This is a genomic window from Mycobacterium noviomagense (assembly GCF_010731635.1).
GTDB lineage: Bacteria > Actinomycetota > Actinomycetes > Mycobacteriales > Mycobacteriaceae > Mycobacterium > Mycobacterium noviomagense.
The window spans coordinates 1270232-1294410 of record NZ_AP022583.1; the positions used below are offsets into that span (position 1 = coordinate 1270232).

Below are 24179 nucleotides of genomic sequence, written 5' to 3' on the forward strand. Positions count from 1 at the left end.
AATCTAGAACGTGTTCTAATCGCCTGGCAAGGACTAGTCACACCAGGGCGGCAAGCTCGCGGACCTGCTCTGGGCTGCGCGCGGAGACCACCATCATGGTGACGCCCGCGGCCGCCCACACGGTGATCTGCTTACGCACGTAGTCGATGTCGCCGACGATCACGGCGTCGTCGACCAGCTCGTCGGGAATGACCTTCGCGGCCTCGTCCTTGCGGTTGCTGCGGAACAGCCTGGTGACGTCGTCGACCACCTCGGAGTAGCCCATCCGGCGGTAGACGTCGGCATGGAAGTTGGTGTCCTCGGCGCCCATGCCGCCCATGTAGAGGGCCAGATATGGCTTGATGCCGGCGAACGCGGCGGCGCGGTCGTCGGTGATCACCACCTGCGCGGTCGCGCAGATCTCGAAGTCCTCCCGCGTGCGGCGTGCACCCGGTCGGGCGAAGCCTTCGTCGAGCCATTCGTTGTACATGCCGGCCAGCCGCGGGGCGTAGAAGATGGGCAACCAGCCGTCGCAGATCTCGGCGGCCAACGCCACGTTCTTGGGCCCCTCGGCGCCCAACATGATGGGGATGTCGGCGCGCAGCGGATGCGTGATCGGCTTGAGCGCCTTGCCCAATCCGGTAGTGCCCTCGCCGGTCAGCGGCAGCGGGTAGTGCGGACCGGCGCTGGTCACCGGCTTTTCCCGGGCCCACACCTGGCGGATGATGTCGACGTATTCGCGGGTGCGTGCCAGCGGCTTGGGAAAGCGCTGGCCATACCAGCCCTCCACCACCTGCGGCCCGGAGACGCCGAGTCCGAGAATGTGCCGGCCGCCCGAGAGGTGATCCAACGTCAGCGCGGCCATCGCGCATGCGGTCGGGGTGCGCGCGGACAGTTGCACCACCGACGTACCCAGTCGCACGCGGTGGGTGGAGGCGCCCCACCAGGCCAGCGGCGTGTAGGCATCCGAGCCCCACGCCTCGGCGGTGAACACCGCGTCGAAGCCGGCGTCCTCGGCCGCAGCCACCAGGTCGCCGGCGTTGTCCGGCGGTTGAGCGCCCCAATATCCGAGCTGCAAGCCGAGCTTCATTAGATTACCTTTCGACCGATTCTTGCCACGATTGTTAGAACCTGTTCTACTCGAAGCCGTGACAGCCAGCTCAAGTCGCCTGACCCTGATCGATCAACCCGAGCCGCCTCTTTCGGCACCGCTGACGTTGTCCTTCGACTACACCCGTTCGGTGGGTCCGACGCTCGGTAAGTTCTTCACCGCTTTACGTGACCGACGCATCGTCGGGGTGCGCGGGTCCGATGGCCGGGTGCATGTGCCGCCGGCCGAATACGACCCGGTCACCTACGAACCGCTGGGCGAGATGGTACCGGTGTCCAGCGTCGGCACCGTCGAGTCCTGGACGTGGCAACCCGAACCGCTGGAGGGCCAGCCACTGGACCGCCCGTTCGCGTGGGCGCTGATCAAGCTCGACGGCGCCGACACCACCCTGCTGCACGCCGTCGATGCCGGAGCCGACGGGGCCAAAGCAATGCGCACCGGCATGCGAGTGCACGCGCACTGGGTTGACGAGCCGGTCGGCGCCATCACCGACATCGCGTATTTCGCTGTCGGCGAGGGGGAACCGCAAACCGAATCTTCGCAATCCGGCGACGACCGGGATCCGGTCACGATGATCGTCACCCCGATCCACATGGAGATCCAGCACACCGCTTCGCATCCGGAAAGCGCGTATCTACGGGCGCTGCAGGAAGGCAAGTTGCTCGGCGCCCGGACCGGCGAGAACGGAAAGGTCTATTTCCCTGCGCGAGAAGCCGATCCGGCCACCGGATTACCTCTCGACAACTACGTTGAGGTGTCGGACAAGGGCACGATCACCACGTTCGCGATCATCAACATCCCGTTCGCCGGGCAGCGCATCAAGCCGCCCTATGTCGCGGCCTATGTGCTGCTCGACGGGGCCGACATTCCGTTTTTGCACCTGGTGACCGAGATCGACGCCTCGGAGGTGCGGATGGGCATGCGCGTCGAAGCGGTGTGGCGGCCCCGCGAGGAATGGGGGCTGGGCATCGACAACATTTCGCATTTCCGGCCGACGGGCGAACCCGACGCCGACTACGACACCTACAAGCACCACCTGTAAAGGGCTTCGTTACCTATGAGCGCTCGCAATGTTGCGGTGGTCGGCTTCGCCCACGCCCCGCATGTCCGCCGCACCGACGGCACCACCAACGGCGTCGAGATGCTGATGCCGTGCTTCGCCCAGCTGTACGACGAGCTCGGCATCACCAAGGCAGATATCGGCTTCTGGTGCTCCGGATCCTCCGATTACCTTGCCGGCCGGGCATTTTCGTTCATCTCCGCGGTCGACTCGATCGGCGCGGTGCCGCCCATCAACGAATCACATGTCGAGATGGACGCGGCATGGGCGGCCTACGAGGCCTACATCAAGCTGCTGACCGGCGAGGTCGACACCGCGCTGGTCTACGGGTTCGGCAAGTCATCGGCGGGAATATTGCGCCGCATCCTGTCGAGGCAGACCGATCCGTACACGGTTGCGCCGCTCTGGCCGGATTCCGTGTCGATCGCCGGTCTGCAGGCCCGGCTCGGCCTTGAGGCTGAAAAGTGGAGCTACGACCAGATGGCCCGGGTAGCCTACGACTCGTTCGCGGCTGCGCAGCGGGTGGACCGCTTGCCAGCCAAGAGTCTGGATGACCTGCTGAACGAACCGTTCTTCGCCGAGCCGCTGCGCCGACACGACGTCGCACCGATCACCGATGGCGCCGCGGCGATCGTGCTCGCCGCCGACGACCGCGCTCGTGAGCTACGCGAAAACCCCGCCTGGATCACCGGTTTCGAGCACCGCATCGAATCTCCCGTACTCGGTGCCCGTGACCTCACGGAGTCGCCGTCGACAAGGGCGGCGACCAGGATCGCTACCGGCGGCACGATGCGCACGATCGACGTCGCCGAAATCCATGCCCCGTTCACCCACCAGCACCTCATCCTCACTGAGGCCATGCGGATACCGGCGTCGGCCCAGGTGAACCCGTCGGGCGGTGCGCTGGCGGCCAATCCGATGTTCGTCGCCGGCCTTGAGCGAATCGGGTTCGCCGCACAACACATCTGGAACGGCTCGGCGCGGCGGGTGCTGGCACACGCCACCAGCGGCCCTGCGCTGCAACAGAATTTGGTCGCGGTGATGGAAAGGAAGAACTGATGGCGCGCCAACGACGATGCAGAGCGCGGAGCGCGATGAGGAGGAGTGGCGCGGATGACTAAGCAAGTCGCCGCCGTCCTCGGCACCGGGCAGACGAAATACGTCAAAGAGCGCCGGGATGTCTCGATGAACGGCATGGTGCGCGAGGCCATCGACCGGGCACTGGCCGATTCCGGCGTCACGTTCGACGACATCGACGCCGTCGTGGTGGGCAAGGCACCCGACTTCTTCGAGGGCGTCATGATGCCCGAACTGTTCATGGCCGACGCCGTTGGCGCTAGCGGAAAGCCGCTGATCCGTGTGCACACCGCCGGTTCGGTGGGTGGTTCGACCGGCGTCGTCGCGGCCAGCCTTGTGCAGTCAGGCAAGTACCGTCGCGTGCTGGCGATGGCCTGGGAAAAGCAGTCGGAATCCAACGCGATGTGGGCGCTGTCGATTCCGGTGCCGTTCACCAAACCCGTCGGCGCAGGAGCAGGTGGTTACTTCGCTCCGCACGTCCGGGCATACATCCGCCGCTCGGGGGCCCCGACCCATATCGGCGCCATGGTCGCGGTCAAAGACCGCCTCAACGGCGCCAAGAACCCGCTGGCGCACGTGCAGCAGCCCGACATCACCCTGGAGAAGGTGCTGTCGTCCCAAATGCTCTGGGATCCAATCCGATTCGACGAGACCTGTCCTTCGTCAGACGGCGCCTGCGCGCTTGTCATCGGCAACGAGGAGATCGCCGATCAGCGTGTCGCCGAGGGTCACCCAGTGGCATGGATTCACGCCACCGCGCTGCGCACCGAGCCGCTCGCATACGCCGGGCGCGACCAGGTCAACCCGCAGGCCGGCCGGGACTGCGCGGCCGCGCTGTGGAAAGCGGCCGGCATTACCAGCCCGATCGACGAGATCGATGCCGCCGAGATCTACGTGCCGTTCTCGTGGTTCGAGCCGATGTGGCTGGAGAATCTGGGATTTACCCCCGAGGGCGAAGGCTGGAAGCTCACCGAGGCCGGCGAGACCGCCATCGGCGGGCGGCTGCCGGTGAACCCTTCTGGCGGCGTGCTGTCGTCCAACCCGATCGGCGCCTCGGGCCTGATCCGGTTCGCCGAGGCGGCCATCCAGGTGATGGGCAAGGGCGAGGCGCACCAAGTCCCCGGTGCACGAAAAGCCCTGGGCCACGCCTATGGCGGCGGCTCCCAGTACTACTCCATGTGGGTGGTAGGGGCCGACAAGCCGTGACCGGTCACATGAAGTACACCTGCAGTATCGCGATGGGGCCGATCGACGAACTGCTCGACATCGCCCGCATCGCTGAGGAAGTCGGCTTCGACGCGATCGCGTTGCCGGATTCGCTGTTCTACATGGAAAAGGCGGCCGCCGACTACCCCTACACCGCCGACGGGTCGCGGATGTGGGACGAGAACACTCCGTGGGTCGACCCGTTGATCGCCGCCGCCGCGATGGGAGCGGTGACTACACGGCTGCGGTTCTACACCAACGTGATGAAGCTCGGCTCCCGCAACCCGCTGCTGCTGGCCCGCCAAGTCGGCTCGGTCGCCAACCTGACCAACAACAGGTTCGGTTTCGGAGTCGGCATAGGTTGGGCACCAGAGGAATTCGAATGGTGTGGGCAGCCGTACAAGCGTCGCGGGGCCCGGGTCGACGAGATGATCGAGGTCATCAAGCTGGTGCTCGGCGGCGGCATGGTTGAATTCCACGGCGAGTTTTACGACTTCGACAGGCTGCAGATGAGCCCGGCGCCCAGTCAGCCGGTGCCGTTCTATGTCGGCGGACACACCGAGGTCGCTTTGAAGCGCGCGGCACGGGTCGGCGACGGCTGGACCAGCGCGATGATGACTGCCGAGCAACTCGCCCAAACCATCGGCCGGCTGGGCGAGTTGCGCTCCGAATACGGTCGCGCCGACCAGCCATTCGAGTACCAAGCGGTGTGCATCGATAAGTTCGGCGTTGACGGGCACCGAGAGCTCGCGCAGATCGGCGTCACCGACAACATCGTCATCCCCTGGGTTCTCGAGGGCCTGGGCTTCAATGCACCGCTGGACAAGAAACGCGACTCCTTGAAGCGCTTCGCCGACACTTACATCCACTCCGGCTGGCAGGACTGACTATGACCGACACGCAGACCAAGACCGAGCATCCCGCGCACGCGGCCGGCCGCCGCTCACGAGAAGCGGTGCAGGCCAAGGACAAACAGGCCTGGCTGGAGGTATTCGCCGACGACGCCATCGTCGAAGACCCGATCGGCCCCTCGGCTTACGACCCCGAAGGAAAAGGCCACCGAGGCCGCGACGCGATCTCGGCGTTCTGGGACAAGGCGATTGCCCCCACCGACAAGATCGAGTTTGACTTCCTCGACACCTTCCAGTGCGGCAACGAAGAAGCCAACGTCGGCAACATCGTCATCACCATGGGCGGACACCAGATCACCGCCGAAGGAGTCTTCACCTATAAGGCCAATGACGACGGCAAGCTGGTCGCGTTGCGCGCCTACTGGGAGATGGACCGCGCCGCCGCCACCGCGCGGCCCGTGTAGGCCGAGCAGACGCAAAAGCACCCTATTTCGTGCCGAAATGGGTGCTTTTGCGTCTGCTCGCCAAGCTAAATCGGCTCCAGACCGGTCAGATAGCGGCGGCCCAGGTCCTGGTAAGCCTGCGGGTTCACCTTCACCCATGTCTCAGCGCTGGTCCCGGCGAGCGGGCCTTTGACGCTGGCAGGTGATCCCACCACCAGCACGTCGGCGGGAATCTGCGTACCGGCCAGCACCAGCGCTCCGGCTGCGACCATGCTGCGAGGCCCAATGACTGCGCCGTCGAGGATCGTGGCGTGGTTGGCGATCAGCGCCTCAGCACCCACATGCACGCCGTGCAGCACGCACATGTGCGCCACCGTCGCCCCTGGACCGATGTCGACCGGGATGCCAGGGGGCGCGTGCAGCACCGATCCGTCTTGGACATTTGCGCCTTCGCGCACCACAATCGGCGCGTAGTCGCCCCGCAGCACGGTGTTGAACCACACCGACGCCCCCGCCTCGATCGTGACGTCGCCAATCAGCGACGCGGTCGGGGCGACGAATGCGGTCGGATCGACTTTCGGCGATCGGCCCTCGAAGGCAAACAGCGGCATCGTTCACATATACCGCAGGCCGGATATAGCCGCAGACCCGGTGTTATTGCCCATCTCCTCCTCAGACCGCCCGTGGTGAGCGTCGTCGCCGGGCGGCCACCGTCATTGCACGATCCGGGGCCAAAACTGTAACGTGTTCTAGTTAGAAGCTCAGAATGTTGGAGGTGTCATGGCTACCGAGACGGCCGCCATCCGCGAGATTGACGCCGGGGCCCTGCCCGGCCGGTACGCCCGCGGCTGGCATTGCCTCGGCCCGGTCAAGGACTATCTGGACGGCAAGCCGCACGGCATCGAGGCGTTCGGAACCCATCTGGTCGTGTTCGCCGACTCACAGGGCGAGTTGCACGTCCTCGACGGCTACTGCCGGCACATGGGCGGGAACCTCGCCCAGGGCACGATCAAGGGCGACGAGGTCGCCTGCCCGTTCCACGACTGGCGCTGGGGTGGCGACGGCAGGTGCAAGCTGGTGCCTTACGCCAAGCGCACCCCGAAGCTGGCCCGCACCCGGTCCTGGCACACCGATGTGCGCGGCGGCCTGCTTTTTGTCTGGCACGACCACGAGCGCAACCCGCCGCAGCCCGAGGTGCGAATTCCGGAGATCCCGGAGGCGCACAGCGACGAGTGGACCGGCTGGCGGTGGAACTCGATTCTGATCGAGGGCAGCAACTGCCGCGACATCATCGACAACGTCACCGATATGGCGCACTTCTTCTACATCCATTTCGGTCTGCCAACGTATTTCAAGAACGTCTTCGAGGGTCACATCGCGTCGCAGTATCTGCACAATGTCGGTCGCCCCGACGTCGACGACATGGGCACCACTTACGGCGAGGCGCACCTGGATTCGGAGGCGTCCTACTTCGGGCCGTCGTTCATGATCAACTGGCTGCACAACACCTACGGTGATTACAAGGCCGAGTCGATCCTGATCAACTGCCACTACCCGGTGACCCAGAACTCGTTCGTGTTGCAGTGGGGTGTCATCGTCGAAAAGCCCAAAGGCCTCGACGACGCGACCACCGACAAGCTTGCGGCGGCGTTCACCGAGGGTGTCAGCAAGGGCTTCCTGCAGGATGTCGAGATCTGGAAGCACAAGACCCGCATCGACAACCCGCTGCTTGTCGAGGAAGACGGCGCGGTTTACCAGATGCGTCGGTGGTATCAGCAGTTCTACGTCGACGTCGCCGATGTCACACCGGATATGACCGACCGGTTCGAGATCGAGGTGGACACCACCAAGGCGAACGAGTTCTGGCACGCCGAGGTCGAGGAGAACCTGCGGCGCAGGGCCGAAGAAGAAGCGAAAGGGCAAGCGACCGAGCCGTCACGATGACCCCGGACAACGAGCCGAACGTTCCCGACGTCGATCAGCTGGCACGGTCGATGCTTGCCCTGCATGGCGCCCACGGCGATGAACAACCGGCGCCGCAGCCCGGTAGCAGCGGCTCGACGGCGCCCGCCGTCCCCACCGACCCGAAACATGCTGCGGCGCTGCGCGAAGCCACCCAGCGCGACCGGGAGCGGTATCTCAGCTGGGGTCTGCAACCCGTTGATTGCCGCTACTGCCACGTCTCGGTGCTCGTCAGGAAGCTCGGGCCAGGACATACATCGGTGCAATGGAATTCGCATGCTGCCGAGCGCTGTGCCTACTTCGCCGAAGTACGGGAAACCGGTGGTGATACCGCGCGCATTCCGACGTGCCCGAAGCTGGCCGACAGCATCGATCATGCGATCGCCGAGGGCATTTTGGAGCCGGCGCCGTCCGCTCCGCCTCCGGGCGACGGCTAGTTGCGTGCGTGAGAAGACGCAAAAGCTCCTAATTTCCGAGGGAAATAGGGGCTTTTGCGTCTGCTCGCCGTCGTCCGCTACAGGCCGGCGAAGCGCTCCTTAACGGACTCCGCGGTCAGCCCGTAATCGCCAAGCGAATACGTGTGTTTCGGCGCCCGCGGGCCGCTCTTGCTTTCGGCGTGGCTTTTTTCCATGGCGGCCCGCGCCTCGTCGGTGAGCGTCAGCCCGAAGTGTCGGTAGGTCGCCTCCACGGTGCCAATAGGATCGGCGATGAAATCGGCGTAGTCGACGTCGTAGAACTGGGCCGGATCGTATTTGGCGCGCGCGGCGTTGAACCGCTCCAAACCTCGCGACCAGGTTTCCATTGAGTCGTAGCCGATCTGGGCGCCGACGAAGGTGTTCGACCATCCTTCGGTGGTGTGCTGCGCCAACGAGCACATCGAAGCCATGATCGTCTCGACCGGCCGATGGGTCTGGATCACGAGCGCGTCGGGGTAGGTCGCCATCAACGCGTCCAGCGCAAACAGATGGCTGGGGTTTTTGAGCACCCACCGCTTGTCGGCGTCGTTGAGACCGATCAGCTGAAGGTTCTTGCGGTGCCGGCGATATGCCGGCGTCCAGTCCTGCTCGGACAGCCATCGCGCATAGCTGGGCAGGTGGGCCAGCGTTTCATACGACACCGAATGAAACGACTGCCTCAGCAGCTGCCAGCACTCCTCGAGTTCGGCGGCGGCCATGAAATGCAGCCCGGTGTAGCCGGGATTCTCCTCGTGATGCCGGGTGTACTGCGCATCGAGCTCGCGATACACCGGATTCGATTCCCAACTGTCGCGCGGCGGGCGAGGCTGCGGGTACTCGGCCAGCCACATCTGCAGACCCTGATGGGCAGGGTCGGCGCCCAGCAGCCGGTGCAGCGCGGTGGTGCCGGTGCGCACCAAACCGGTGACGAAGATCGGCCGCTCGATCACGACGTCGGCGTGCTCGGGGTACTGCTTCCAGGCCGCCTCCGACAGCAGCCTGGCCACGAGCGCACCGCGCAGGAAGTAGCGGTTCATTTTGCTGCCCAACGGCGTCAGGTCCGCCTCGCGCCGATAGGAGTCGAGCAATACCGCCAGCGCTTCACGGTAGTTGTCGTCGTCGCTGCCGAAATCGTCGAGCCCGGTCATCTTGGTGGCCGAGGCGTGCAGCTCGTCGACCGTGCCGACGTCGGTGCGCTCAGTCACGCCTTGTACTCCCCGCAGTTGACGTCCAGGGTCTGCCCGGTGATGCCGCTGGACAGATCGCTCGCCAAAAACACGATGGCTGAAGCAACTTCGTCTTCGGTAGGCAGGCGCTTGAGGTCGGAGTTGGCCGCGGTGGCGGTGTAGATCTGCTCCACTGTGGTGCCGTACTTGCCAGCCTGGTGCTCGAAGTAGCCCTTGAGCGTTTCCCCCCAGATGTAGCCGGGCGCAACGGAATTAACGCGGATGCCTTGCTCGCCGAGTTCGCTGGCCAGCGACTGCGACATGGCAAGCAGGGCGGACTTCGCCATCTTGTAAGCGCCGTACTTCGGCTGCGAATGCCGGATCACCATGGAGTTGACATTGATGATCGCGCCTTGGGAATCCGCCAGCGCCGGGGTGAAACCCTGGATCAGCCGCAGCGCACCCAGCACGGTGAGCTCGATCGCGTCGCGGATGTGCTGAAACGACGTGCCCGCCAACGGTTTCATCGACGGCACCCGAAACGCGTTGTTGATCAGCACGTCGACCTTGCCGTAGGCGGCCAGCGCGGAGTCAACGAGGTTTTTCACCTGCTCGTCGTCGGTGATATCGGTGGCCACCGCTACCGCGCGGTGCCCGGTGTCGGTGATCTGCTTGGCAACATCGTCCAGGCGTTCGGCGGTACGGGCCGCCAGCACAAGGTCCGCGCCGTCGCGGGCACATCGGCGTGCCAGCGTGCTGCCGAGCGCGGGACCCACACCGCTGATCACCACTACCTTGCCGTCGAGCATTCCGGCCATCGTTACCCCAGCATCCTGTTGGCGATTTGCTGTTGGCGCAAGGCAATTCGTGAGCGCCAGTCTTCTTGGGAGATCTTGTTGTGCTCGTAGTACGGCAGCGCGGCCGGTATCGCGTCGAAGTCGATGAGGTCGACGGTGGGCCCGTCGGCCTCGGTGAGCTCACGTGACACGCGCTGCCAGCGGAACTGCAGGAAACCGCGGCGATGCCCGAGTGTCTCCACCCAATTGGTGACGCCCGGATTCTGGTCGGCAACCACGATGCGGATCTTGCCGTCCGAATCGGCTTGGGCCTGAGTGGCGTTCAGCGACGTCTGGTGGTTGATGTAGTCCAGCGAGATGTACCACATGCTGCCCAGCTGGAAGCCCAGATAGGGTGCGTCGCTCACCGGCACCGTGATGACCAGCGCCTGACCGGGCTGCAAGTCGAAATGCCCGGCCGAGGAGTACTGCGTGGCCAGCCCGCCGGGCGTCAGCCGGGGCGCCACCATGGTATTGACCGGGATGTTGAGATAGAACCACTGCGGGAACTGCAGCCAAGTCTTCACCCGTTGGACCAGTTGCTTTCCCGCTGTGGCATAGCGCTTTTCGATGGTTTGGCGGGTCAACGGCGGTGGTGCGGTTCCGGCGGTGTCGAGTCTGGCGATCGCCACCGTGCCGCGCTGCTGCGACCAGTCGCCGTACACCTCACGGATCACCAGTTGCCCCGGCGTGGTTGGGCGCAGCCGCCACCCGAAGCTGCCGTCCTCGGCGATGTCGAGCTCGCGGTCGTCGAAGGCGACCTGGCTACCGGGCACGTTGTCATCGGTGTACTCGCCGCCGAGCAGCTGAAAGCTCAAGTCGGTTGTGGTGCCGCGCTTGCCGGTGATCACATAGTCGTGGTCGGGAAGCACGCGGGTGCCGAAGTACAGGGTGTCCGGGTTGTCCAGGCCCATCTTGGTGAACGGGCCGGTACCCGACAGCAGAAACGGATGATCGCGCTCGTAGTTGAACGCCATATGCGTGCAGGCCTCGACACAGCCCGCCAGGTACTGCAGTCCCTCGAGCAGGTCGGCTTCGGTCTCGATGTGCGGGGCGGCGGCGACAAGTTCCTCGGCCTCGGCGATCGCGGAGGCAAGCGGCTCAGAGAAGAGGCGAGCGGACACGACTAGACGCTAGAACGTGTTCTAGTTTTCGTCAATGGGCGAACATTCCCGGGTGTCCGCCACAGCGCTCACCGACGAGACCGACTCACTACGGCGCGCACTGCTGCGACAGATCGATCAGATGCTGCCGCACATCCGGATGCCGGTTCAGGTAGTCGATGACGTTGCCGTTGCCGTCTTCCGCCTGCGCCCTGGCCTGCAGCTGCTGGTGGAGGGCCGGGTGCTTTTGCAGGTACTGGTCGATCGAATCGCCGACGGTCTGGTTGCACGGCTGCGCAGGATCGGCGCCGGCCACTGGCAACGCGATCACAGCAGGGGCGATGAGGCTCAACAGCGCCGCGGCAAGCAGGCCGGGGCGTCTGCGGGGAAGACTGGTCATGGGACTACTCCTCTTAGCCGGTTGGTGCACCGTTGCCACTGCCCTCGAGGATAGCCAGCAGCGGACTAAGGGGCGACGGCCCGATCCTGGGTCTGCTCGCGCTTGATCTCAAGCGCGATGTCGATGAGCTGGTCTTCTTGGCCGCCGATGAGCTTGCGCTGACCCGCGCGGTGCAACAGTTGATGCGCCGGCACTCCGTAGCGCTCGGACTGGCGGACGGCATGCTTGAGGAAGCTGGAGTACACCCCGGAGTAGCCCATGATCAGCGCGTTGCGGTCCAGCAGGCATTCGGCCGGCATGGCCGGGCGCACGACGTCCTCGGCGGCATCGGCGATGTCGAAGAAGTCGATGCCGGTTTTCACGCCGATCTTGTCGAAGACCCCGATCAACGCCTCGACCGGAGCGTTGCCCGCCCCCGCGCCGAAGCGCCGGCACGAGCCGTCGATCTGCTTGGCGCCCGCGCGCACGGCCTCCACCGAATTGGCCACCCCCAACCCGAGGTTCTCGTGCCCGTGGAAACCGACCTGGGCGTGGTCGCCGAGCTCGGCGATCAAAGCGGCGACCCGGTCGCGCACGCCTTCGAGGACCAGGGCGCCCGCGGAGTCGACGACGTAGACGCACTGGCAGCCGGCGTCCGCCATGATCCGGGCTTGTTGGGCCAGTTTCTCCGGCGGAATCGTGTGGGCCATCATCAGGAACCCGACGGTTTCCAGGCCCAGTTCGCGGGCCAGCCCGAAGTGCTGGATGGACACGTCGGCCTCGGTGCAGTGGGTGGCGATCCGGCAGATCGACCCACCGTTGTCCTGGGCTTCTTTGATGTCGTCTTTGGTGCCGACCCCGGGCAGCATCAAGAACGCGATCTTGGCCTCTTTTGCGGTCTCGGCGGCGAGTTTGATCAGTTCCTGCTCAGGGGTTTTGGAGAAGCCGTAGTTGAACGACGATCCGCCCAAGCCGTCGCCGTGGGTCACCTCGATCACCGGCACCCCGGCAGCGTCCAGGGCCGCCACGATCGAGTGGACTTCGTCTTTGGTGAACTGGTGGCGTTTGTGGTGGGAACCGTCCCGCAGCGAGGTGTCCGTGATTCGGATGTCCCACACCGGATTGAAGAAGACCTCACTCATGGGCGTCACTCCTCCTCATCGCTTCGCTCTGCATCGTCGATGGCGCGGGTACTCATCGTGTGCCTCCTGCGACCGACAGCGTCTCCTTCGCGATCTCCTCGCCGACCTTCGTGGCCGCCGCGGTCATGATGTCCAGGTTGCCCGCATAGGGGGGCAGGTAATCGCCGGCGCCCTCCACCTCGATGAAGGTGGTGACCAAAGCTTGACCGCCGGAGTTCAGCGACGGCTCGTCGAACTGCGGCTCGTTGAGCAACCGGTATCCCGGCACGTAGGTCTGCACCTCGGCGACGACGTCATGGATGGATTTGGCGATCGCGTCGCGGTCGGCGTCCTCGGGGATCGCGCAGAAGATGGTGTCGCGCATGATCATTGGCGGGTCGGCGGGGTTCAAGATGATGATCGCCTTACCGCGCTGCGCCCCGCCGATGGTCTCGACACCGCGGGCCGTGGTTTTGGTGAACTCGTCGATGTTGGCCCGGGTGCCGGGTCCGGCCGACACGGACGCAACCGATGCGACGATCTCGGCGTAGGGCACTTCGGTGGCCCGGGATACCGCGTACACGACCGGGATCGTGGCCTGGCCGCCGCAGGTGATCATGTTGACGTTGGGCGCGTCGAGGTGCTCACGCAGGTTGGCGGGGGGCACCACCGCCGGGCCGACCGCGGCCGGCGTCAAGTCGACCGCCCGGATGCCGGCTTCGGCGTACTTCGGAGCTGCCGCCTTGTGCACGTAGGCGCTGGTGGCCTCGAACAGCAGGTCCGGTTTCTCCGGTTGGGCCAGCAGCCAGTCCACGCCCTCGTGGGTGGTCTCCAGTCCGAGCTTGCGGGCTCGGGCCAGGCCTTCGCTTTCCGGGTCGATGCCGACCATCCAGCGCGGCTCCAACCATTCCGAGCGCAGCAGTTTGTACAGCAAGTCGGTGCTGATATTGCCCGACCCGACGATCGCCACGGAAGCTTTGGATGGCATGAACGCTCCTCTATTTGAAAGTCAACCGCACCGAGCCGAGCCCGCCGAACTCGGCGACGAAATGATCGCCGGGCCGGACGTCGATGGCTCGGGTACACGAGCCGGGTAAGACGATGTCGCCGGCCTTGAGCCGCACACCAAAACTCTCCACCTTGCGCGCCAGCCACGCCACCGCGGTGACCGGATTGCCCAACACGGCGTCACTGCGGCCCTTGGCCACCACCTCACCGTTGCGGGACAGCACCGCTTCGATTCCGGTGATGTCGATATCTGCCGGCGCCACCCGTGCCTCGCCGAGGACGAAGCCCGCCGAGGAGGCGTTGTCGGCGATGGTGTCGCACAACGCGATCGTCCAGTCGGTGATCCGGGTGTCGATCAACTCGATCGCCGGGGCGAAGGCGGCGGTCGCCTCCAGCACGTCGTGCTCGGTGCACTCCGCACCGGGCAGGTCGGCGGCCAGGATGAATCCGACTTCCACTTCGACCCGCGGATACAGGTATTTCGCCGCCTGGACCGGGGTGTCTTCGAACACCTGCATGTCGTCGAGCAAATGGCCGTAGTCGGGCTCGTCGACACCCATCATCTGCTGCATCGCCAGCGACGAGAGGCCTACCTTGTGCCCGAGCACCCGCGCACCGGCGGCCACCCGCTGACGGATATTGATCAGCTGGATCTCGTAGGCGTCAACAACGTCGATCTCCGGGTGGGCAGCGGTCAACGGTGGGATCGGCTGACGGCTGCGCTCGGCCTGCGCCAGGTCGGCGGCCAGCGCCTCGCGGGTGGCGGGTGGAAGCATTTACCGAAGTCCCCTCGTGGGTGTGACCGGGGCAGTAGCGCCCGCCCCTGGCAATTCTATAACGTGTTCTACATGACAGCTCAGGAGTTCGACGTCGTCGTGGTCGGGAGCGGCGGCGCCGGCATGGTTGCCGCCCTTACCGCCGCTCACCGGGGCCTCTCGACAATAGTTATCGAGAAGGCTCCGCATTACGGCGGGTCGACGGCGCGCTCCGGCGGCGGCGTCTGGATTCCGAACAACGAGGTCCTCAAGCGCGACGGCGTTCGGGATACCCCGGAGGCCGCCCGGACCTATTTGCACAGCATCATCGGCGACATCGTCGAACCGCAGCGCATCGACACCTATCTGGAGCGCGGGCCGGAGATGCTGTCGTTCGTGCTCAAGCACACCCCATTGAAGATGTGCTGGGTGCCCGGCTATTCGGACTATTACCCCGAGGCGCCGGGCGGGCGCCCGAGTGGCCGTTCGATCGAGCCGAAGCCGTTCGACGCCAAAAAACTCGGGCCCGACCTGCCGGGGCTGGAGCCGCCGTACGGCAAGGTGCCGCTGAATGTCGTTGTGATGCAACAGGACTACGTACGCTTGAACATGCTCAAGCGCCACCCGCGCGGTGTGCTGCGCAGCCTGAAGGTAGGCGCACGCACGATGTGGGCCAAGGCGACCGGCAAGAACCTGGTCGGCATGGGGCGCGCACTGATCGGCCCGCTGCGCATCGGGCTGCGGCAGGCCGACGTTCCGGTGCAGCTCAACACCGCGTTGACAGACCTTTACGTCGAGGACGGCGCGGTTCGCGGCGTGTACGTCGTGGACAGCACTTCGGAGGCATCCGAGCCGCACCTGATCAGGGCCCGACGCGGAGTGATTTTGGCCTGCGGCGGATTCGAGCACAACGAGCAGATGCGGGTCAAATACCAGCGGGCTCCCATCACCACGGAATGGACCGTTGGGGCCAAAGCCAACACGGGTGACGGCATTGTTGCAGCCGAAAAGCTCGGCGCCACCTTGGATCTGATGGAAGACGCCTGGTGGGGCCCGACCGTTCCCCTCGTGGGTGCACCATGGTTCGCGTTGTCGGAGCGCAATTCACCGGGGTCGATCATCGTCAACATGTCGGGCAAGCGGTTCATGAACGAATCGATGCCCTACGTCGAGGCCGTCCACCACATGTACGGCGGGGAATATGGCCAAGGCCCCGGGCCGGGCGAGAACATCCCGGCGTGGCTGGTGTTCGACCAGCAATACCGGAACCGCTACATTTTCGCGGGACTGCAGCCTGGGCAACGTATTCCGCGTAAATGGCTGGATTCGGGTGTGATCATCCAGGCGGACACGTTGGAGGCGCTGGCCGCCAAGGCCGGGCTGCCGGTCGACGCTTTCCTTCCAACCGTGCAGCGTTTCAACGGCTTTGCGCGGTCGGGCATCGACGAGGACTTCCACCGCGGCGAAAGCGCCTACGACCGCTATTACGGCGACCCGACCAACAAGCCCAACCCGAACCTGGGCGAGATCAGGCATCCGCCGTACTACGCCGCCAAAATGGTTCCCGGCGACCTGGGTACCAAAGGTGGTATTCGCACCGACGTCCATGGGCGTGCGCTGCGCGACGACGGCAGCGTCATCGAAGGGCTTTACGCCGCGGGCAACGTCAGCGCCCCGGTAATGGGACACACCTATCCGGGCCCGGGCGGAACCATCGGCCCGGCGATGACATTTGGTTACCTCGCTGCTCTACACGTCGCAGGGGAGAACTGAGATGCCGATCAACCCAGACGTCGCGCTCGGTGCCGAGTTCGGTGCTGTCGAATTTTCCTGGACTGCAACCGATGTGCAGCTCTACAACTTGGCACTGGGAGCCGGCGCCGACCCGGTGAGTCCGCGTGAGCTCAGCTACGTCATCGACCACAAGCCGCAGGTGCTGCCCACGTTCGGCTGTGTGGCGGCATCGTTTCACCAGATCGAACCGCCGAGCGTCAGCTGGCCAGGTGTGGAGATCGACCTGGCGAAAATTCTGCATGCCTCCGAGCAAATCAGCGTGCCCGCGCCGCTGCCGCCGTCCGGCAGCGCTCATGCTTCGAGCCGCATCGTCGAGGTCTGGGACAAAGGCAAGGCCGCGGTCGTCGTCCTCGAAACGTCGGTGACGGCGCCCGACGGCACTCCGTTGTGGACGCAGCGGCGGTCGATCTTCGCCCGCGGGGAAGGCGGATTCGGCGGCGAGCGCGGCCCGTCGACGTCGGTCGAGGCGCCGGAGCGGGATCCCGACGTAGAGGTGCAGTTGCCCACGTTGCCGCAGCAGGCGCTGCTGTATCGGCTCTGCGGCGACCGCAACCCGCTGCACTCGGATCCCGAATTCGCTGCGGCGGCAGGGTTTCCGCGACCGATCCTGCACGGTTTGTGCACCTTCGGGATTACTTGCAAGGCGATCGTCGACGCCTGCCTGGATAGCGACGTGAGCCGCGTCGCCTCATACGGTGCACGTTTTGCCGGTGTGGTCTTTCCCGGCGAGACATTACTGGCGCGCATGTGGCGCGACGACGGCCGCATCGTGGCCAGCGTCACGGTGCCCACCCGCGACAACGCGGTGGTGCTCAGCGGCGTGGAGTTGGTCGCCGCCTAACGTCCTTGCGGCCGAACCGCCGGGTGTGAAATTAGGTTCACTGCGGACGCCCGCGGGTGAACCTAACTTCACTGTCGCGTTGGCAGTGGGGTATGTCGAGCCCGCGCGGCCCGGAGGCGGCGAATGATGTCAGGTTCCCGGTCGCCTGCGAGCACTCGGACGACGATCCAGCCAAGACGTTGGAGCATCTCATGGCGTTTGGCGTCGTACCGGTATTGGCGTGGGTCACTTTGATGGTGTTCGCCGTCGTATTCGACCGCGACCTTGAGATCCTCCCACCCCATGTCGAGATAGGCCACCCTACCGGTGAGCTCGTCATAGACCCGGATCTGCGTCTTTGGCTTGGGCAGTCCGGCACGAATCAGGATGAGCCGCAGCCAGCTTTCTTTCGGAGACTCTGCTCCCGCATCGACCAGGTCCAGCGATACCCTCGCGCGGCGTAGGCCACGGCGGCCCTTGTACCGCTGCATCAGCAACTCCACGTCGGCGAGTTTGAGGTCGGTTGCGCGGGCCAGTGCGTCCATCGCGGGTACAGCCACCATGGTGGGGTACCAGCAGGCCAGGTCAAGTGCCGTGCGGGGCGGGATAGTCACTGACACGCCGGCAATGGTCTGGGTCTCATCAGGCTCGAACGCGGTGGTATGTACCGCCAGACCGCTGAGGCGATGCCGATTGTCGTGGATGAGCTCGGCTGGCCGCGTCACCTCTACCCATTTGCTGCCGTGCAGCGCCGCGGCGGAGAATCCGGCAACTACACCGCGACGACCTGACCATAGCCACGCGGCCGTGGCGCGGTGGACGGCGGTGACCTCGCTGTGGTGCGATATGTAGACGTCGCGAAACAACCGCGTGTGGTACGTGGCCAACTGGCCCTTGGTCAGCGCGCCTGCAGCGAGGGCTTCGCTGCCGATGAATGGCTCCCCCATGTGCGAAGGCTGGCACGACTGGGCAATTACGTCACTTCACCGACGGTCCCCCGCGCAAGCATGAAGCTACGTTCACCGCGGGGCGCCGAGAGTGCACCTAACTTCACGCTGGGCGACGTGCGTGCTCCGCGAGCTGGGCTAGCCCAGGATCAGGCCCGACGTGGGGACCCCGGTGCCGGCGGTAACGAGGACGTGCTCGACGTTCGGCACCTGGTTCACCGAGCTGCCGCGCAGTTGACGAACACCCTCCGCGATGCCGTTCATGCCGTGGATGTAGGCCTCGCCGAGCTGGCCGCCGTGGGTGTTGATGGGTAACCGCCCGCCGAGCTCGATGGCACCATCGGCGATGAAGTCCTTGGCCTCGCCTTTACCGCAGAAACCCAACTCCTCCAACTGGATCAGCGTGAACGGCGTGAAGTGGTCGTAGAGAACGGCGGTCTGGATATCGGCCGGGTTCAGGCCCGATTGTTGCCACAATTGCCGGCCGACCAAGCCCATCTCGGGCAGGCCGTCGAGCTCGGGCCGGTAGTAGCTGACCATCGTGTACTGGTCGGGGCTAGAGCCCTGCGCCGCGGCCTCGACGACAGCCGGCCGGTGCTTGAGGTCCTTGGCCCGCTCGGCCGAAGTCACCACGATCGCGACCGCGCCGTCGGTCTCCTGACAGCAGTCCAGCAACCGCAGCGGCTCGGCGATCCATCGCGAGTTCTGGTGGTCCTCAATCGTTATCGGCTTTTCGTAGAAGTAGGCCTTCGGGTTCTTGGCGGCGTGCTTGCGGTCCGCGACCGAGATGGCGCCGAAGTCCCGGCTGGTGGCACCGGACAAGTGCATGTAGCGCTTCGCGATCATCGCGACCTGCGCCGCCGGTGTCGAAAGGCCGTGTGGGTACGAGAACGAGTTGTCGACGCCGGTGGAATCGGCGTTCTCGGTGAGCCGGGTCTGCACCTGACCGAATCGCATGCCGGAGCGCTCGTTGAACGCCCGGTACGCCACAACAATATTCGCGATCCCGGTGGCGACGGCCATCGCGGCCTGCTGGACGATCGCGCACGCCGCGCCGCCGCCGTAGTGCACCTTCGAGAAGAACGTCAGCTCGCCGATACCGGCCGCGCGCGCGACGGCGATCTCGGTGTTGGTGTCCATCGTGAACGTGGTCAGTCCGTCGACGTCCGACGGACTGAGCCCCGCATCGTCGAGCGCATCCTGCACCGCCTCAGCGGCTAGCCGTAATTCGCTGCGACCGGAGTTCTTCGAGAAGTCGGTCGCGCCGATGCCGACAATCGCAGCTTTACCGGACAGCACTACGCATCCCCCATCGTCAGCGTCGCCGTCGCGACCACATGATCGCCAAGACTATTGCTACCCACTACTTTCACAGTGACCAGCCCGTCTTCGATCGCGGTCACTTCTCCGGAGAAGGTCACCGTGTCGTACGCATACCACGGCACACCGAGCCGCAGTGAAATGGACCTGAGCAACGCCGACGGGCCGGCCCAATCGGTGACATACCGCTGCACCAGCCCGGTGTCGGTCAGGATGTTGACGAAGATGTCCTTCGAGCCTTTGGCTTGCGCCTTGTCGCGGTCGTGGTGCACGTCCTGAAAATCGCGCGTGGCCAAGGCCGTTGAGATGATGAAGGTGGGATCGCCGTAGATTGACAGCTCGGGCAGTTTGGTCCCGACTTCCACAGTTGGCGCGCTCATGCGTCGGGCTCCCACGCATACAGGGTCCACGCCGGACCGCTCGGGCTCTGGGGGAAGTCGATATAGATTGCGCGAACGGGCATTCCGACCTCAACCTTCGCGGGGTCGACGTTGCGCAGCTCGCCGAGCATGCGCACACCTTCCTCGAGCTCGACCAGCGCGATGACGAACGGCAGGGTGCGACCGGGCACTTTGGGTGCGTGGTGCACCACGAAGCTGAACACCGTGCCCTTGCCGCTGGCCACCACGTAGTCGATCGGAGCTTCTTTGTCCTGCCATACCGCGGGCACCGGTGGGTGCTGCAGGCTGCCGTCGGGTCGGCGCTGGATGCGCAGCTCGTGGGCGTTGACGCCGTCCCAGAAGAACTTGGTGTCGCGTGATGCCGCCGGCCGCATCATCGTGTCGGGATCCAAGTCGTCTGGCACTGCCGGTTTGTCGCTGTCCTTGGGCCGGAATTTGAGGATGCGCCAGTTCATTTCGGCGACGTCCTCGTCGCCGACCTGCCAAACGATGTGCTGGTTGATGAACCAGCCCTCGCCGAGCGCGGTCTGCTTGGGCCCGACCACGTCGCCGAGTTCGGCGCTGACGCTGACTTCTTCACCGGGCTGCAGGTAGCGGTGATAGGTCTGCTCGCAGTTGGTGGCCACCACGCCGATATAGCCGGCGTCGTCGAAGAGCTGGATGATCCGGCCCAGCGGGTCGTCGTCGGGACGAACACCGCCCAGGCCCATCATCGTCCAGACCTGGATCATGGCCGGCGGGGCCACGATTCCGGGATGGCCGGCGGCGCGCGCGGCCGCTTCGTCGACGTAGATGGGGTTGCGGTCGCCGATGGCCTCCACCCAGTTGTTGATCATCGGCTGGTTCACCGGATCGCGGCCCGCCCGCGGCTTGCTGCGTCCGGCGGCTTTGACTTGCGCGACCGCTTCCTGGATGTCGCTCACCCCGGTCATCGCGGGACCCTCGGAACCTTGAGACCGGCAGCTGCGATCATTTCGCGCATTACCTCGTTGACTCCGCCACCGAACGTGATGACCAGGTTGCGTTTGGTCTGCACATCCAGCCACTCCAGCAGCTCGGCGGTCTCGGGCTCCGCGGGGTTGCCGAACCGGCCGACGATCTCCTCGGCGAGCCGGCCGACGTACTGAACCCGCTCGGTGCCAAAGACTTTGGTCGCGGCAGCGTCGGCCACGTTGATGTCCTCACCTGCGGCCGCTACCTGCCAGTTCAGCAGCTCGTTGATCCGCCAGATTGCATGGATCTCACCCAGCGCGCGTTTCACGTCGCCGTGATCGATCGGCGTGACACCGTCACCACCCGGCTTGGACGCCCACGCGTGCACGCGGTCGTAGATGGCGGCGAACCGACCGGCCGGGCCGAGCATCACTCTCTCGTTGTTGAGCTGCGTGGTGATCAGCCGCCACCCGTCGTTCTCTTTGCCGACCAGCATGTCCACCGGCACACGGACGTCGTTGTAGTACGTCGCGTTGGTGTGGTGTGCACCGTCGGACAGAATGATCGGTGTCCACGAGTAGCCCGGATCCTTCGTGTCGACGATCAGGATCGAAATTCCCTTGTGCTTAACCGCTTCAGGGTCCGTGCGGCACGCAAGCCAGATGTAGTCGGCGTCGTGGGCGCCGGTGGTGAAGATCTTCTGCCCATTGACGATGTACTCGTCGCCATGCCGAACTGCGGTGGTGCGCAACGACGCAAGGTCCGTACCCGCCTCGGGCTCGGTGTAGCCGATAGCGAAATGCACCTCGCCCGCCAGGATCGCGGGCAGGAACTTCTTCTTCTGCATCTCGCTGCCGTATACCTGCAGGGTGGGACCCACTGTCTGCAGCGTCACGGCGGGCAAGGGCACGTCGGCGCGATGAGCTTCGTTGACGAAGATCTGCTGCTCGATCGGACCGAAGCCCAGCCCGCCGAACTCCTTCGGCCATCCGACACCGAGCTTGCCGTCCTGACCCATCCGCCGGATCACCGCGCGGTAGGCCTTCCCGTGGCGGTCGGCCTCCATCTCCTTACGCTCTTCGGGCGAGATCAAATTGGAAAAGTATTGCCGTATCTCGGCTTGCAACTGCCGCTGCTCGGGCGTCAGGTCGATGAACATTGGGCTCCCACGAGATCGAGACGATGCGACGGCCCACCTAGCAGCCGGGTCAGATCCTTGATCGTCGAGTAGTACCGCGGCATCGGGTAGGTGATGTCCATGCCCATGCCGCCGTGCAAGTGGTGGCAGATCTGCATCACCGGCGGCGCCTGCGACGTCACCCAGTACCCGAGCACGTCGAGGTCGTCGTCGGCGTCACGCCCTTGGGCCAGCCGCCAAACAGCCGACTTGGCGGCCAAATCGATTGTGCGCGAGGCAATGTAAACCTCGGCGAGTTGTGCGGCGACAGTCTGAAACGTCGACAGCGGCTTGCCGAACTGGTGCCGATTGGCCACATAGTCGGCGGTCAGCCGCAGTGCCCCGGCCACCAGCCCGTCGGCGTAGGCGCCGATCATCGCCAACGCCAGTTGGTTGACCCGGCGGCTGGTCGCACCGGTCAACACATCGTCGTCCGGAATCTGGACGTCGGCGAACGTGACGGCGTACTCGTCGCTGCCGTTGGAGGTCGGGGTCCGGACGAGCTGAACACCGTCGGCCTTCGGCGACACCACGACCACGGCGCTGTCAGCGGTGACGAGCATCCACTGCGCTTGGTCGGCATATGCGACGCCCACCTTGGTCCCCGAGAGCCGGCTGTGCACGAACGTCGTCGCCGGACGTTCGGGTAAGGCCGCGCCCGGTTCGTTCAATGCGGCGGTCAGCACCGCACCCTTGGCCACGCCCGCCAGATAGCGGTTCTGCTGCTCGTCGGACGCCAGGTCCAGCAGCGGCACCACACCAAATCCCAAGGTGGCCAAGGCCGGAGTGACGGCGGCACGTCGGCCGAGCTCGGTCAACGCCGTCGCGACTTCGGCCAGGCCGACACCGTCACCGCCGAGGCGTTCCGGCACCGGCAGCGCGGTCACACCGCCGTCGACCAGCGCCTCCCAGGTTAAATTGCGTTCGAGGACAGAGGTGACGACGTCGGCGACAGCCTGCTGTGCCGAGTCCAGGGTGAAGTCCATCAGTGGGCGACCGGGCACTTGCCGGTGTAGTCGACCTGCCAGTGCTTGATGCCGTTCAGCCACCCCGAGCGCAGCCGCTCGGGTGCGGAGATCGGTTTGAGCTCGGGCATGTGGTCGGCGACCGCGTTGAAGATCAGGCTGATCGTCATGCGCGCCAGGTTCGCGCCGATGCAGTAGTGCGCACCGGTGCCGCCGAAACCCACGTGCGGGTTGGGATCCCGGAGGATGTTGAAGGTGTAGGGGTCTTCGAAGACCTCCTCGTCGAAATTGGCTGAGCGGTAGAACATCACCACCCGCTGGCCCTTCTTGATCTGAACTCCGGACAGTTCGTAGTCCTCCAACGCGGTGCGCTGGAAACAGGTCACCGGGGTGGCCCAGCGGACGATCTCGTCGACGGCCGTCTCGGGGCGTTCCTTCTTGAACAGCTCCCACTGGTCGGGGTGTTCGGAGAACGCGATCATCCCGTGGGTGATGGAGTTGCGGGTGGTCTCGTTGCCGGCCACCGCGAGCATCACCACGAAGAAGCCGAACTCGTCGTCGGACAGCTTCTCGCCTTCGATGTCGGCGTTGATCAGCGTGGTGACGATGTCCTCGCCGGGGTCTTTGGCCTTCTGGGCTGCCAGCTGCATGGCGTACTGGATCAACTCGAATGACGATGCCCTGGGGTCGATGTCGGCGTATTCCGGATCCTCGTTGCCGGTCATCTCGTTGGACCAGCGGAACAGCTTGTCGCGGTCGTCCTGCGGCACCCCGAGCAGGTCGGCGATGGCCTGCAGCGGCAGCTCGCACGACACCTGCTCGACGAAATCGCCCTGCCCCTGGGCGGCGGCGGTCTCGGCGATGTTCTGGGCGCGCCGGTCGAGCTCATCGCGCAGCTGGCCGATGGCGCGCGGGGTGAACCCGCGGGAGATGATCTTGCGCAGCCGGGTGTGGTGCGGCGCGTCCATGTTCAGCATGACGAACCGCTGTACGTCGATGCCGTCGCGCGGCATGTCATCGGGGAAGCGCGGAATGACGCAGTTCTCGTAGCTGGAGAAGATGTCGCTGCGCAGGGACACCTCCTTGACGTCCTTGTGCTTGGTGACCGCCCAGTAGCCCCCGTCGTGGAAGCCGCCGCCCTTACCGGGGGGCTGCTCGATCCAGCGGATCGGCTCAGCCTTGCGTAGCTCGGCGAACTCCTTGACCGGCAGACCCCGCAGGTTCAGGTCGGGGTCAAGGAAGTCGAACCCGGGGGCTAGATTGACGTTAGGCATCGCTGAGCTCCTCGTTACAACGTGTTCTAGTGCCAG

Annotated in this window: 25 protein-coding genes; 9 read left to right on the plus strand and 16 right to left on the minus strand. The window is 65.2% G+C overall.

Annotation, left to right across the window (positions count from 1 at the left end; genetic code table 11):
* Positions 1 to 37 precede the first annotated feature (37 nt).
* Entirely contained in the window at positions 38 to 1069 is a 1032-nt protein-coding gene (locus G6N15_RS05950; protein WP_083085453.1) for an LLM class F420-dependent oxidoreductase, read from the minus strand.
* Positions 1070 to 1127: 58 nt separating this feature from the next.
* Between G6N15_RS05950 and G6N15_RS05955 the strand changes: the two genes are divergently transcribed.
* Genes G6N15_RS05955 through G6N15_RS05975 form a run of 5 tightly spaced genes read left to right on the plus strand, consistent with a single transcriptional unit; the run spans position 1128 to position 5748 of the window.
* Positions 1128 to 2132 (plus strand): Zn-ribbon domain-containing OB-fold protein, encoded by a 1005-nt coding sequence (locus tag G6N15_RS05955; protein WP_083085455.1) that lies wholly within the window; start codon positions 1128 to 1130, stop codon positions 2130 to 2132.
* 15 nt (positions 2133 to 2147) lie between these two features.
* Positions 2148 to 3209, plus strand: a complete 1062-nt coding sequence (locus G6N15_RS05960) for a thiolase domain-containing protein (protein ID WP_083085457.1) — start codon at positions 2148 to 2150, stop codon at positions 3207 to 3209.
* A 54-nt stretch (positions 3210 to 3263) separates the two neighbouring features.
* Positions 3264 to 4433, plus strand: a complete 1170-nt coding sequence (locus G6N15_RS05965) for a thiolase domain-containing protein (RefSeq protein WP_083085606.1) — start codon at positions 3264 to 3266, stop codon at positions 4431 to 4433.
* Between the two features lie 8 nt (positions 4434 to 4441).
* The gene (locus tag G6N15_RS05970) at positions 4442 to 5320 is read left to right on the plus strand and encodes a TIGR03619 family F420-dependent LLM class oxidoreductase (RefSeq protein ID WP_083085458.1); all 879 of its coding nucleotides are present in this window, start codon (positions 4442 to 4444) and stop codon (positions 5318 to 5320) included.
* Between the two features lie 2 nt (positions 5321 to 5322).
* Positions 5323 to 5748, plus strand: coding sequence for a nuclear transport factor 2 family protein (locus G6N15_RS05975; RefSeq protein ID WP_083085459.1), 426 nt, complete (start codon positions 5323 to 5325; stop codon positions 5746 to 5748).
* Positions 5749 to 5813: 65 nt separating this feature from the next.
* Here the strand turns inward: G6N15_RS05975 and G6N15_RS05980 are convergent, their stop codons facing one another.
* Positions 5814 to 6338 (minus strand): gamma carbonic anhydrase family protein, encoded by a 525-nt coding sequence (locus G6N15_RS05980; RefSeq protein WP_083085460.1) that lies wholly within the window; start codon positions 6336 to 6338, stop codon positions 5814 to 5816.
* 169 nt (positions 6339 to 6507) lie between these two features.
* On the opposite strand from G6N15_RS05980, the gene G6N15_RS05985 reads away from it, so the two are divergent.
* On the plus strand, positions 6508 to 7671 hold the full coding sequence (locus G6N15_RS05985) for a Rieske 2Fe-2S domain-containing protein (RefSeq protein WP_083085461.1): 1164 nt from the start codon (positions 6508 to 6510) through the stop codon (positions 7669 to 7671).
* Complete coding sequence (locus G6N15_RS05990) at positions 7668 to 8126, plus strand: hypothetical protein (RefSeq protein WP_083085462.1); 459 nt, start codon at positions 7668 to 7670, stop codon at positions 8124 to 8126. The genes G6N15_RS05985 and G6N15_RS05990 overlap by 4 nt, the downstream gene beginning before the upstream one ends.
* Positions 8127 to 8203: 77 nt before the next feature.
* On the opposite strand, the gene G6N15_RS05995 is transcribed toward G6N15_RS05990, so the two are convergent.
* The 7 genes from G6N15_RS05995 to G6N15_RS06025 all read right to left on the minus strand — a co-directional run bounded on the left by G6N15_RS05995 (position 8204) and on the right by G6N15_RS06025 (position 14533).
* Complete coding sequence (locus tag G6N15_RS05995; protein ID WP_232070419.1) at positions 8204 to 9292, minus strand: sulfotransferase family protein; 1089 nt, start codon at positions 9290 to 9292, stop codon at positions 8204 to 8206.
* 53 nt (positions 9293 to 9345) lie between these two features.
* Positions 9346 to 10128, minus strand: coding sequence for an SDR family oxidoreductase (locus tag G6N15_RS06000; protein ID WP_083085465.1), 783 nt, complete (start codon positions 10126 to 10128; stop codon positions 9346 to 9348).
* Positions 10129 to 10130: 2 nt separating this feature from the next.
* Positions 10131 to 11270: a hypothetical protein gene (locus G6N15_RS06005; protein ID WP_083085466.1), complete on the minus strand. Its 1140-nt coding sequence runs from the start codon at positions 11268 to 11270 to the stop codon at positions 10131 to 10133.
* 88 nt (positions 11271 to 11358) lie between these two features.
* Entirely contained in the window at positions 11359 to 11649 is a 291-nt protein-coding gene (locus tag G6N15_RS06010) for a hypothetical protein (RefSeq protein WP_083085467.1), read from the minus strand.
* 65 nt (positions 11650 to 11714) lie between these two features.
* Positions 11715 to 12770, minus strand: coding sequence for a 4-hydroxy-2-oxovalerate aldolase (gene dmpG, locus G6N15_RS06015; RefSeq protein WP_083085608.1), 1056 nt, complete (start codon positions 12768 to 12770; stop codon positions 11715 to 11717).
* Between the two features lie 52 nt (positions 12771 to 12822).
* Positions 12823 to 13737 (minus strand): acetaldehyde dehydrogenase (acetylating), encoded by a 915-nt coding sequence (locus tag G6N15_RS06020; RefSeq protein WP_083085468.1) that lies wholly within the window; start codon positions 13735 to 13737, stop codon positions 12823 to 12825.
* A 10-nt stretch (positions 13738 to 13747) separates the two neighbouring features.
* Entirely contained in the window at positions 13748 to 14533 is a 786-nt protein-coding gene (locus tag G6N15_RS06025) for a 2-keto-4-pentenoate hydratase (protein ID WP_083085469.1), read from the minus strand.
* A 72-nt stretch (positions 14534 to 14605) separates the two neighbouring features.
* Between G6N15_RS06025 and kstD the strand changes: the two genes are divergently transcribed.
* Positions 14606 to 16285 carry a 3-oxosteroid 1-dehydrogenase gene (gene kstD, locus G6N15_RS06030; RefSeq protein ID WP_083085611.1) on the plus strand — a complete coding sequence of 560 codons (1680 nt, stop codon included), beginning with the start codon at positions 14606 to 14608 and terminating at the stop codon, positions 16283 to 16285.
* A gap of 1 nt (position 16286) precedes the next feature.
* Entirely contained in the window at positions 16287 to 17147 is an 861-nt protein-coding gene (locus G6N15_RS06035; protein ID WP_083085470.1) for a MaoC/PaaZ C-terminal domain-containing protein, read from the plus strand.
* Between the two features lie 68 nt (positions 17148 to 17215).
* Here the strand turns inward: G6N15_RS06035 and G6N15_RS06040 are convergent, their stop codons facing one another.
* The 7 genes from G6N15_RS06040 to G6N15_RS06070 form a co-directional block, all read right to left on the minus strand.
* Positions 17216 to 18073, minus strand: coding sequence for a DUF559 domain-containing protein (locus tag G6N15_RS06040; RefSeq protein ID WP_083085472.1), 858 nt, complete (start codon positions 18071 to 18073; stop codon positions 17216 to 17218).
* Between the two features lie 138 nt (positions 18074 to 18211).
* Positions 18212 to 19372, minus strand: a complete 1161-nt coding sequence (locus tag G6N15_RS06045; protein WP_083085475.1) for a lipid-transfer protein — start codon at positions 19370 to 19372, stop codon at positions 18212 to 18214.
* Positions 19372 to 19773, minus strand: coding sequence for a MaoC family dehydratase (locus G6N15_RS06050; protein ID WP_083085477.1), 402 nt, complete (start codon positions 19771 to 19773; stop codon positions 19372 to 19374). The genes G6N15_RS06045 and G6N15_RS06050 overlap by 1 nt, the downstream gene beginning before the upstream one ends.
* Complete coding sequence (locus G6N15_RS06055; RefSeq protein ID WP_083085479.1) at positions 19770 to 20726, minus strand: bifunctional MaoC family dehydratase N-terminal/OB-fold nucleic acid binding domain-containing protein; 957 nt, start codon at positions 20724 to 20726, stop codon at positions 19770 to 19772. Before G6N15_RS06055 ends, G6N15_RS06050 begins: the two co-directional genes overlap by 4 nt.
* The gene (fadE29, locus tag G6N15_RS06060; protein ID WP_083085482.1) at positions 20723 to 21886 is read right to left on the minus strand and encodes an acyl-CoA dehydrogenase FadE29; all 1164 of its coding nucleotides are present in this window, start codon (positions 21884 to 21886) and stop codon (positions 20723 to 20725) included. The genes G6N15_RS06055 and fadE29 overlap by 4 nt, the downstream gene beginning before the upstream one ends.
* Positions 21871 to 22890, minus strand: coding sequence for an acyl-CoA dehydrogenase family protein (locus tag G6N15_RS06065; RefSeq protein ID WP_083085483.1), 1020 nt, complete (start codon positions 22888 to 22890; stop codon positions 21871 to 21873). Before G6N15_RS06065 ends, fadE29 begins: the two co-directional genes overlap by 16 nt.
* On the minus strand, positions 22890 to 24143 hold the full coding sequence (locus G6N15_RS06070; protein WP_083085484.1) for a cytochrome P450: 1254 nt from the start codon (positions 24141 to 24143) through the stop codon (positions 22890 to 22892). The genes G6N15_RS06065 and G6N15_RS06070 overlap by 1 nt, the downstream gene beginning before the upstream one ends.
* Positions 24144 to 24179: the final 36 nt, after the last annotated feature.

What these genes read in the sequence shown, in the direction of transcription:
- G6N15_RS05950 (WP_083085453.1), bottom strand. Translation starts at nt 1,069, where the DNA reads ATGAAGCTCGGCTTGCAGCTCGGATATTGGGGCGCTCAACCGCCGGAC.
- G6N15_RS05960 (WP_083085457.1), top strand. Translation starts at nt 2,148, where the DNA reads ATGAGCGCTCGCAATGTTGCGGTGGTCGGCTTCGCCCACGCCCCGCAT.
- G6N15_RS05965 (WP_083085606.1), top strand. Translation starts at nt 3,264, where the DNA reads ATGACTAAGCAAGTCGCCGCCGTCCTCGGCACCGGGCAGACGAAATAC.
- G6N15_RS05970 (WP_083085458.1), top strand. Translation starts at nt 4,442, where the DNA reads ATGAAGTACACCTGCAGTATCGCGATGGGGCCGATCGACGAACTGCTC.
- G6N15_RS05975 (WP_083085459.1), top strand. Translation starts at nt 5,323, where the DNA reads ATGACCGACACGCAGACCAAGACCGAGCATCCCGCGCACGCGGCCGGC.
- G6N15_RS05980 (WP_083085460.1), bottom strand. Translation starts at nt 6,338, where the DNA reads ATGCCGCTGTTTGCCTTCGAGGGCCGATCGCCGAAAGTCGATCCGACC.
- G6N15_RS05985 (WP_083085461.1), top strand. Translation starts at nt 6,508, where the DNA reads ATGGCTACCGAGACGGCCGCCATCCGCGAGATTGACGCCGGGGCCCTG.
- G6N15_RS05990 (WP_083085462.1), top strand. Translation starts at nt 7,668, where the DNA reads ATGACCCCGGACAACGAGCCGAACGTTCCCGACGTCGATCAGCTGGCA.
- G6N15_RS05995 (WP_232070419.1), bottom strand. Translation starts at nt 9,292, where the DNA reads ATGACCGGGCTCGACGATTTCGGCAGCGACGACGACAACTACCGTGAA.
- G6N15_RS06000 (WP_083085465.1), bottom strand. Translation starts at nt 10,128, where the DNA reads ATGGCCGGAATGCTCGACGGCAAGGTAGTGGTGATCAGCGGTGTGGGT.
- G6N15_RS06010 (WP_083085467.1), bottom strand. Translation starts at nt 11,649, where the DNA reads ATGACCAGTCTTCCCCGCAGACGCCCCGGCCTGCTTGCCGCGGCGCTG.
- dmpG (WP_083085608.1), bottom strand. Translation starts at nt 12,770, where the DNA reads ATGAGTGAGGTCTTCTTCAATCCGGTGTGGGACATCCGAATCACGGAC.
- G6N15_RS06020 (WP_083085468.1), bottom strand. Translation starts at nt 13,737, where the DNA reads ATGCCATCCAAAGCTTCCGTGGCGATCGTCGGGTCGGGCAATATCAGC.
- G6N15_RS06025 (WP_083085469.1), bottom strand. Translation starts at nt 14,533, where the DNA reads ATGCTTCCACCCGCCACCCGCGAGGCGCTGGCCGCCGACCTGGCGCAG.
- kstD (WP_083085611.1), top strand. Translation starts at nt 14,606, where the DNA reads ATGACAGCTCAGGAGTTCGACGTCGTCGTGGTCGGGAGCGGCGGCGCC.
- G6N15_RS06035 (WP_083085470.1), top strand. Translation starts at nt 16,287, where the DNA reads ATGCCGATCAACCCAGACGTCGCGCTCGGTGCCGAGTTCGGTGCTGTC.
- G6N15_RS06040 (WP_083085472.1), bottom strand. Translation starts at nt 18,073, where the DNA reads ATGGGGGAGCCATTCATCGGCAGCGAAGCCCTCGCTGCAGGCGCGCTG.
- G6N15_RS06050 (WP_083085477.1), bottom strand. Translation starts at nt 19,773, where the DNA reads ATGAGCGCGCCAACTGTGGAAGTCGGGACCAAACTGCCCGAGCTGTCA.
- G6N15_RS06055 (WP_083085479.1), bottom strand. Translation starts at nt 20,726, where the DNA reads ATGACCGGGGTGAGCGACATCCAGGAAGCGGTCGCGCAAGTCAAAGCC.
- fadE29 (WP_083085482.1), bottom strand. Translation starts at nt 21,886, where the DNA reads ATGTTCATCGACCTGACGCCCGAGCAGCGGCAGTTGCAAGCCGAGATA.
- G6N15_RS06065 (WP_083085483.1), bottom strand. Translation starts at nt 22,890, where the DNA reads ATGGACTTCACCCTGGACTCGGCACAGCAGGCTGTCGCCGACGTCGTC.
- G6N15_RS06070 (WP_083085484.1), bottom strand. Translation starts at nt 24,143, where the DNA reads ATGCCTAACGTCAATCTAGCCCCCGGGTTCGACTTCCTTGACCCCGAC.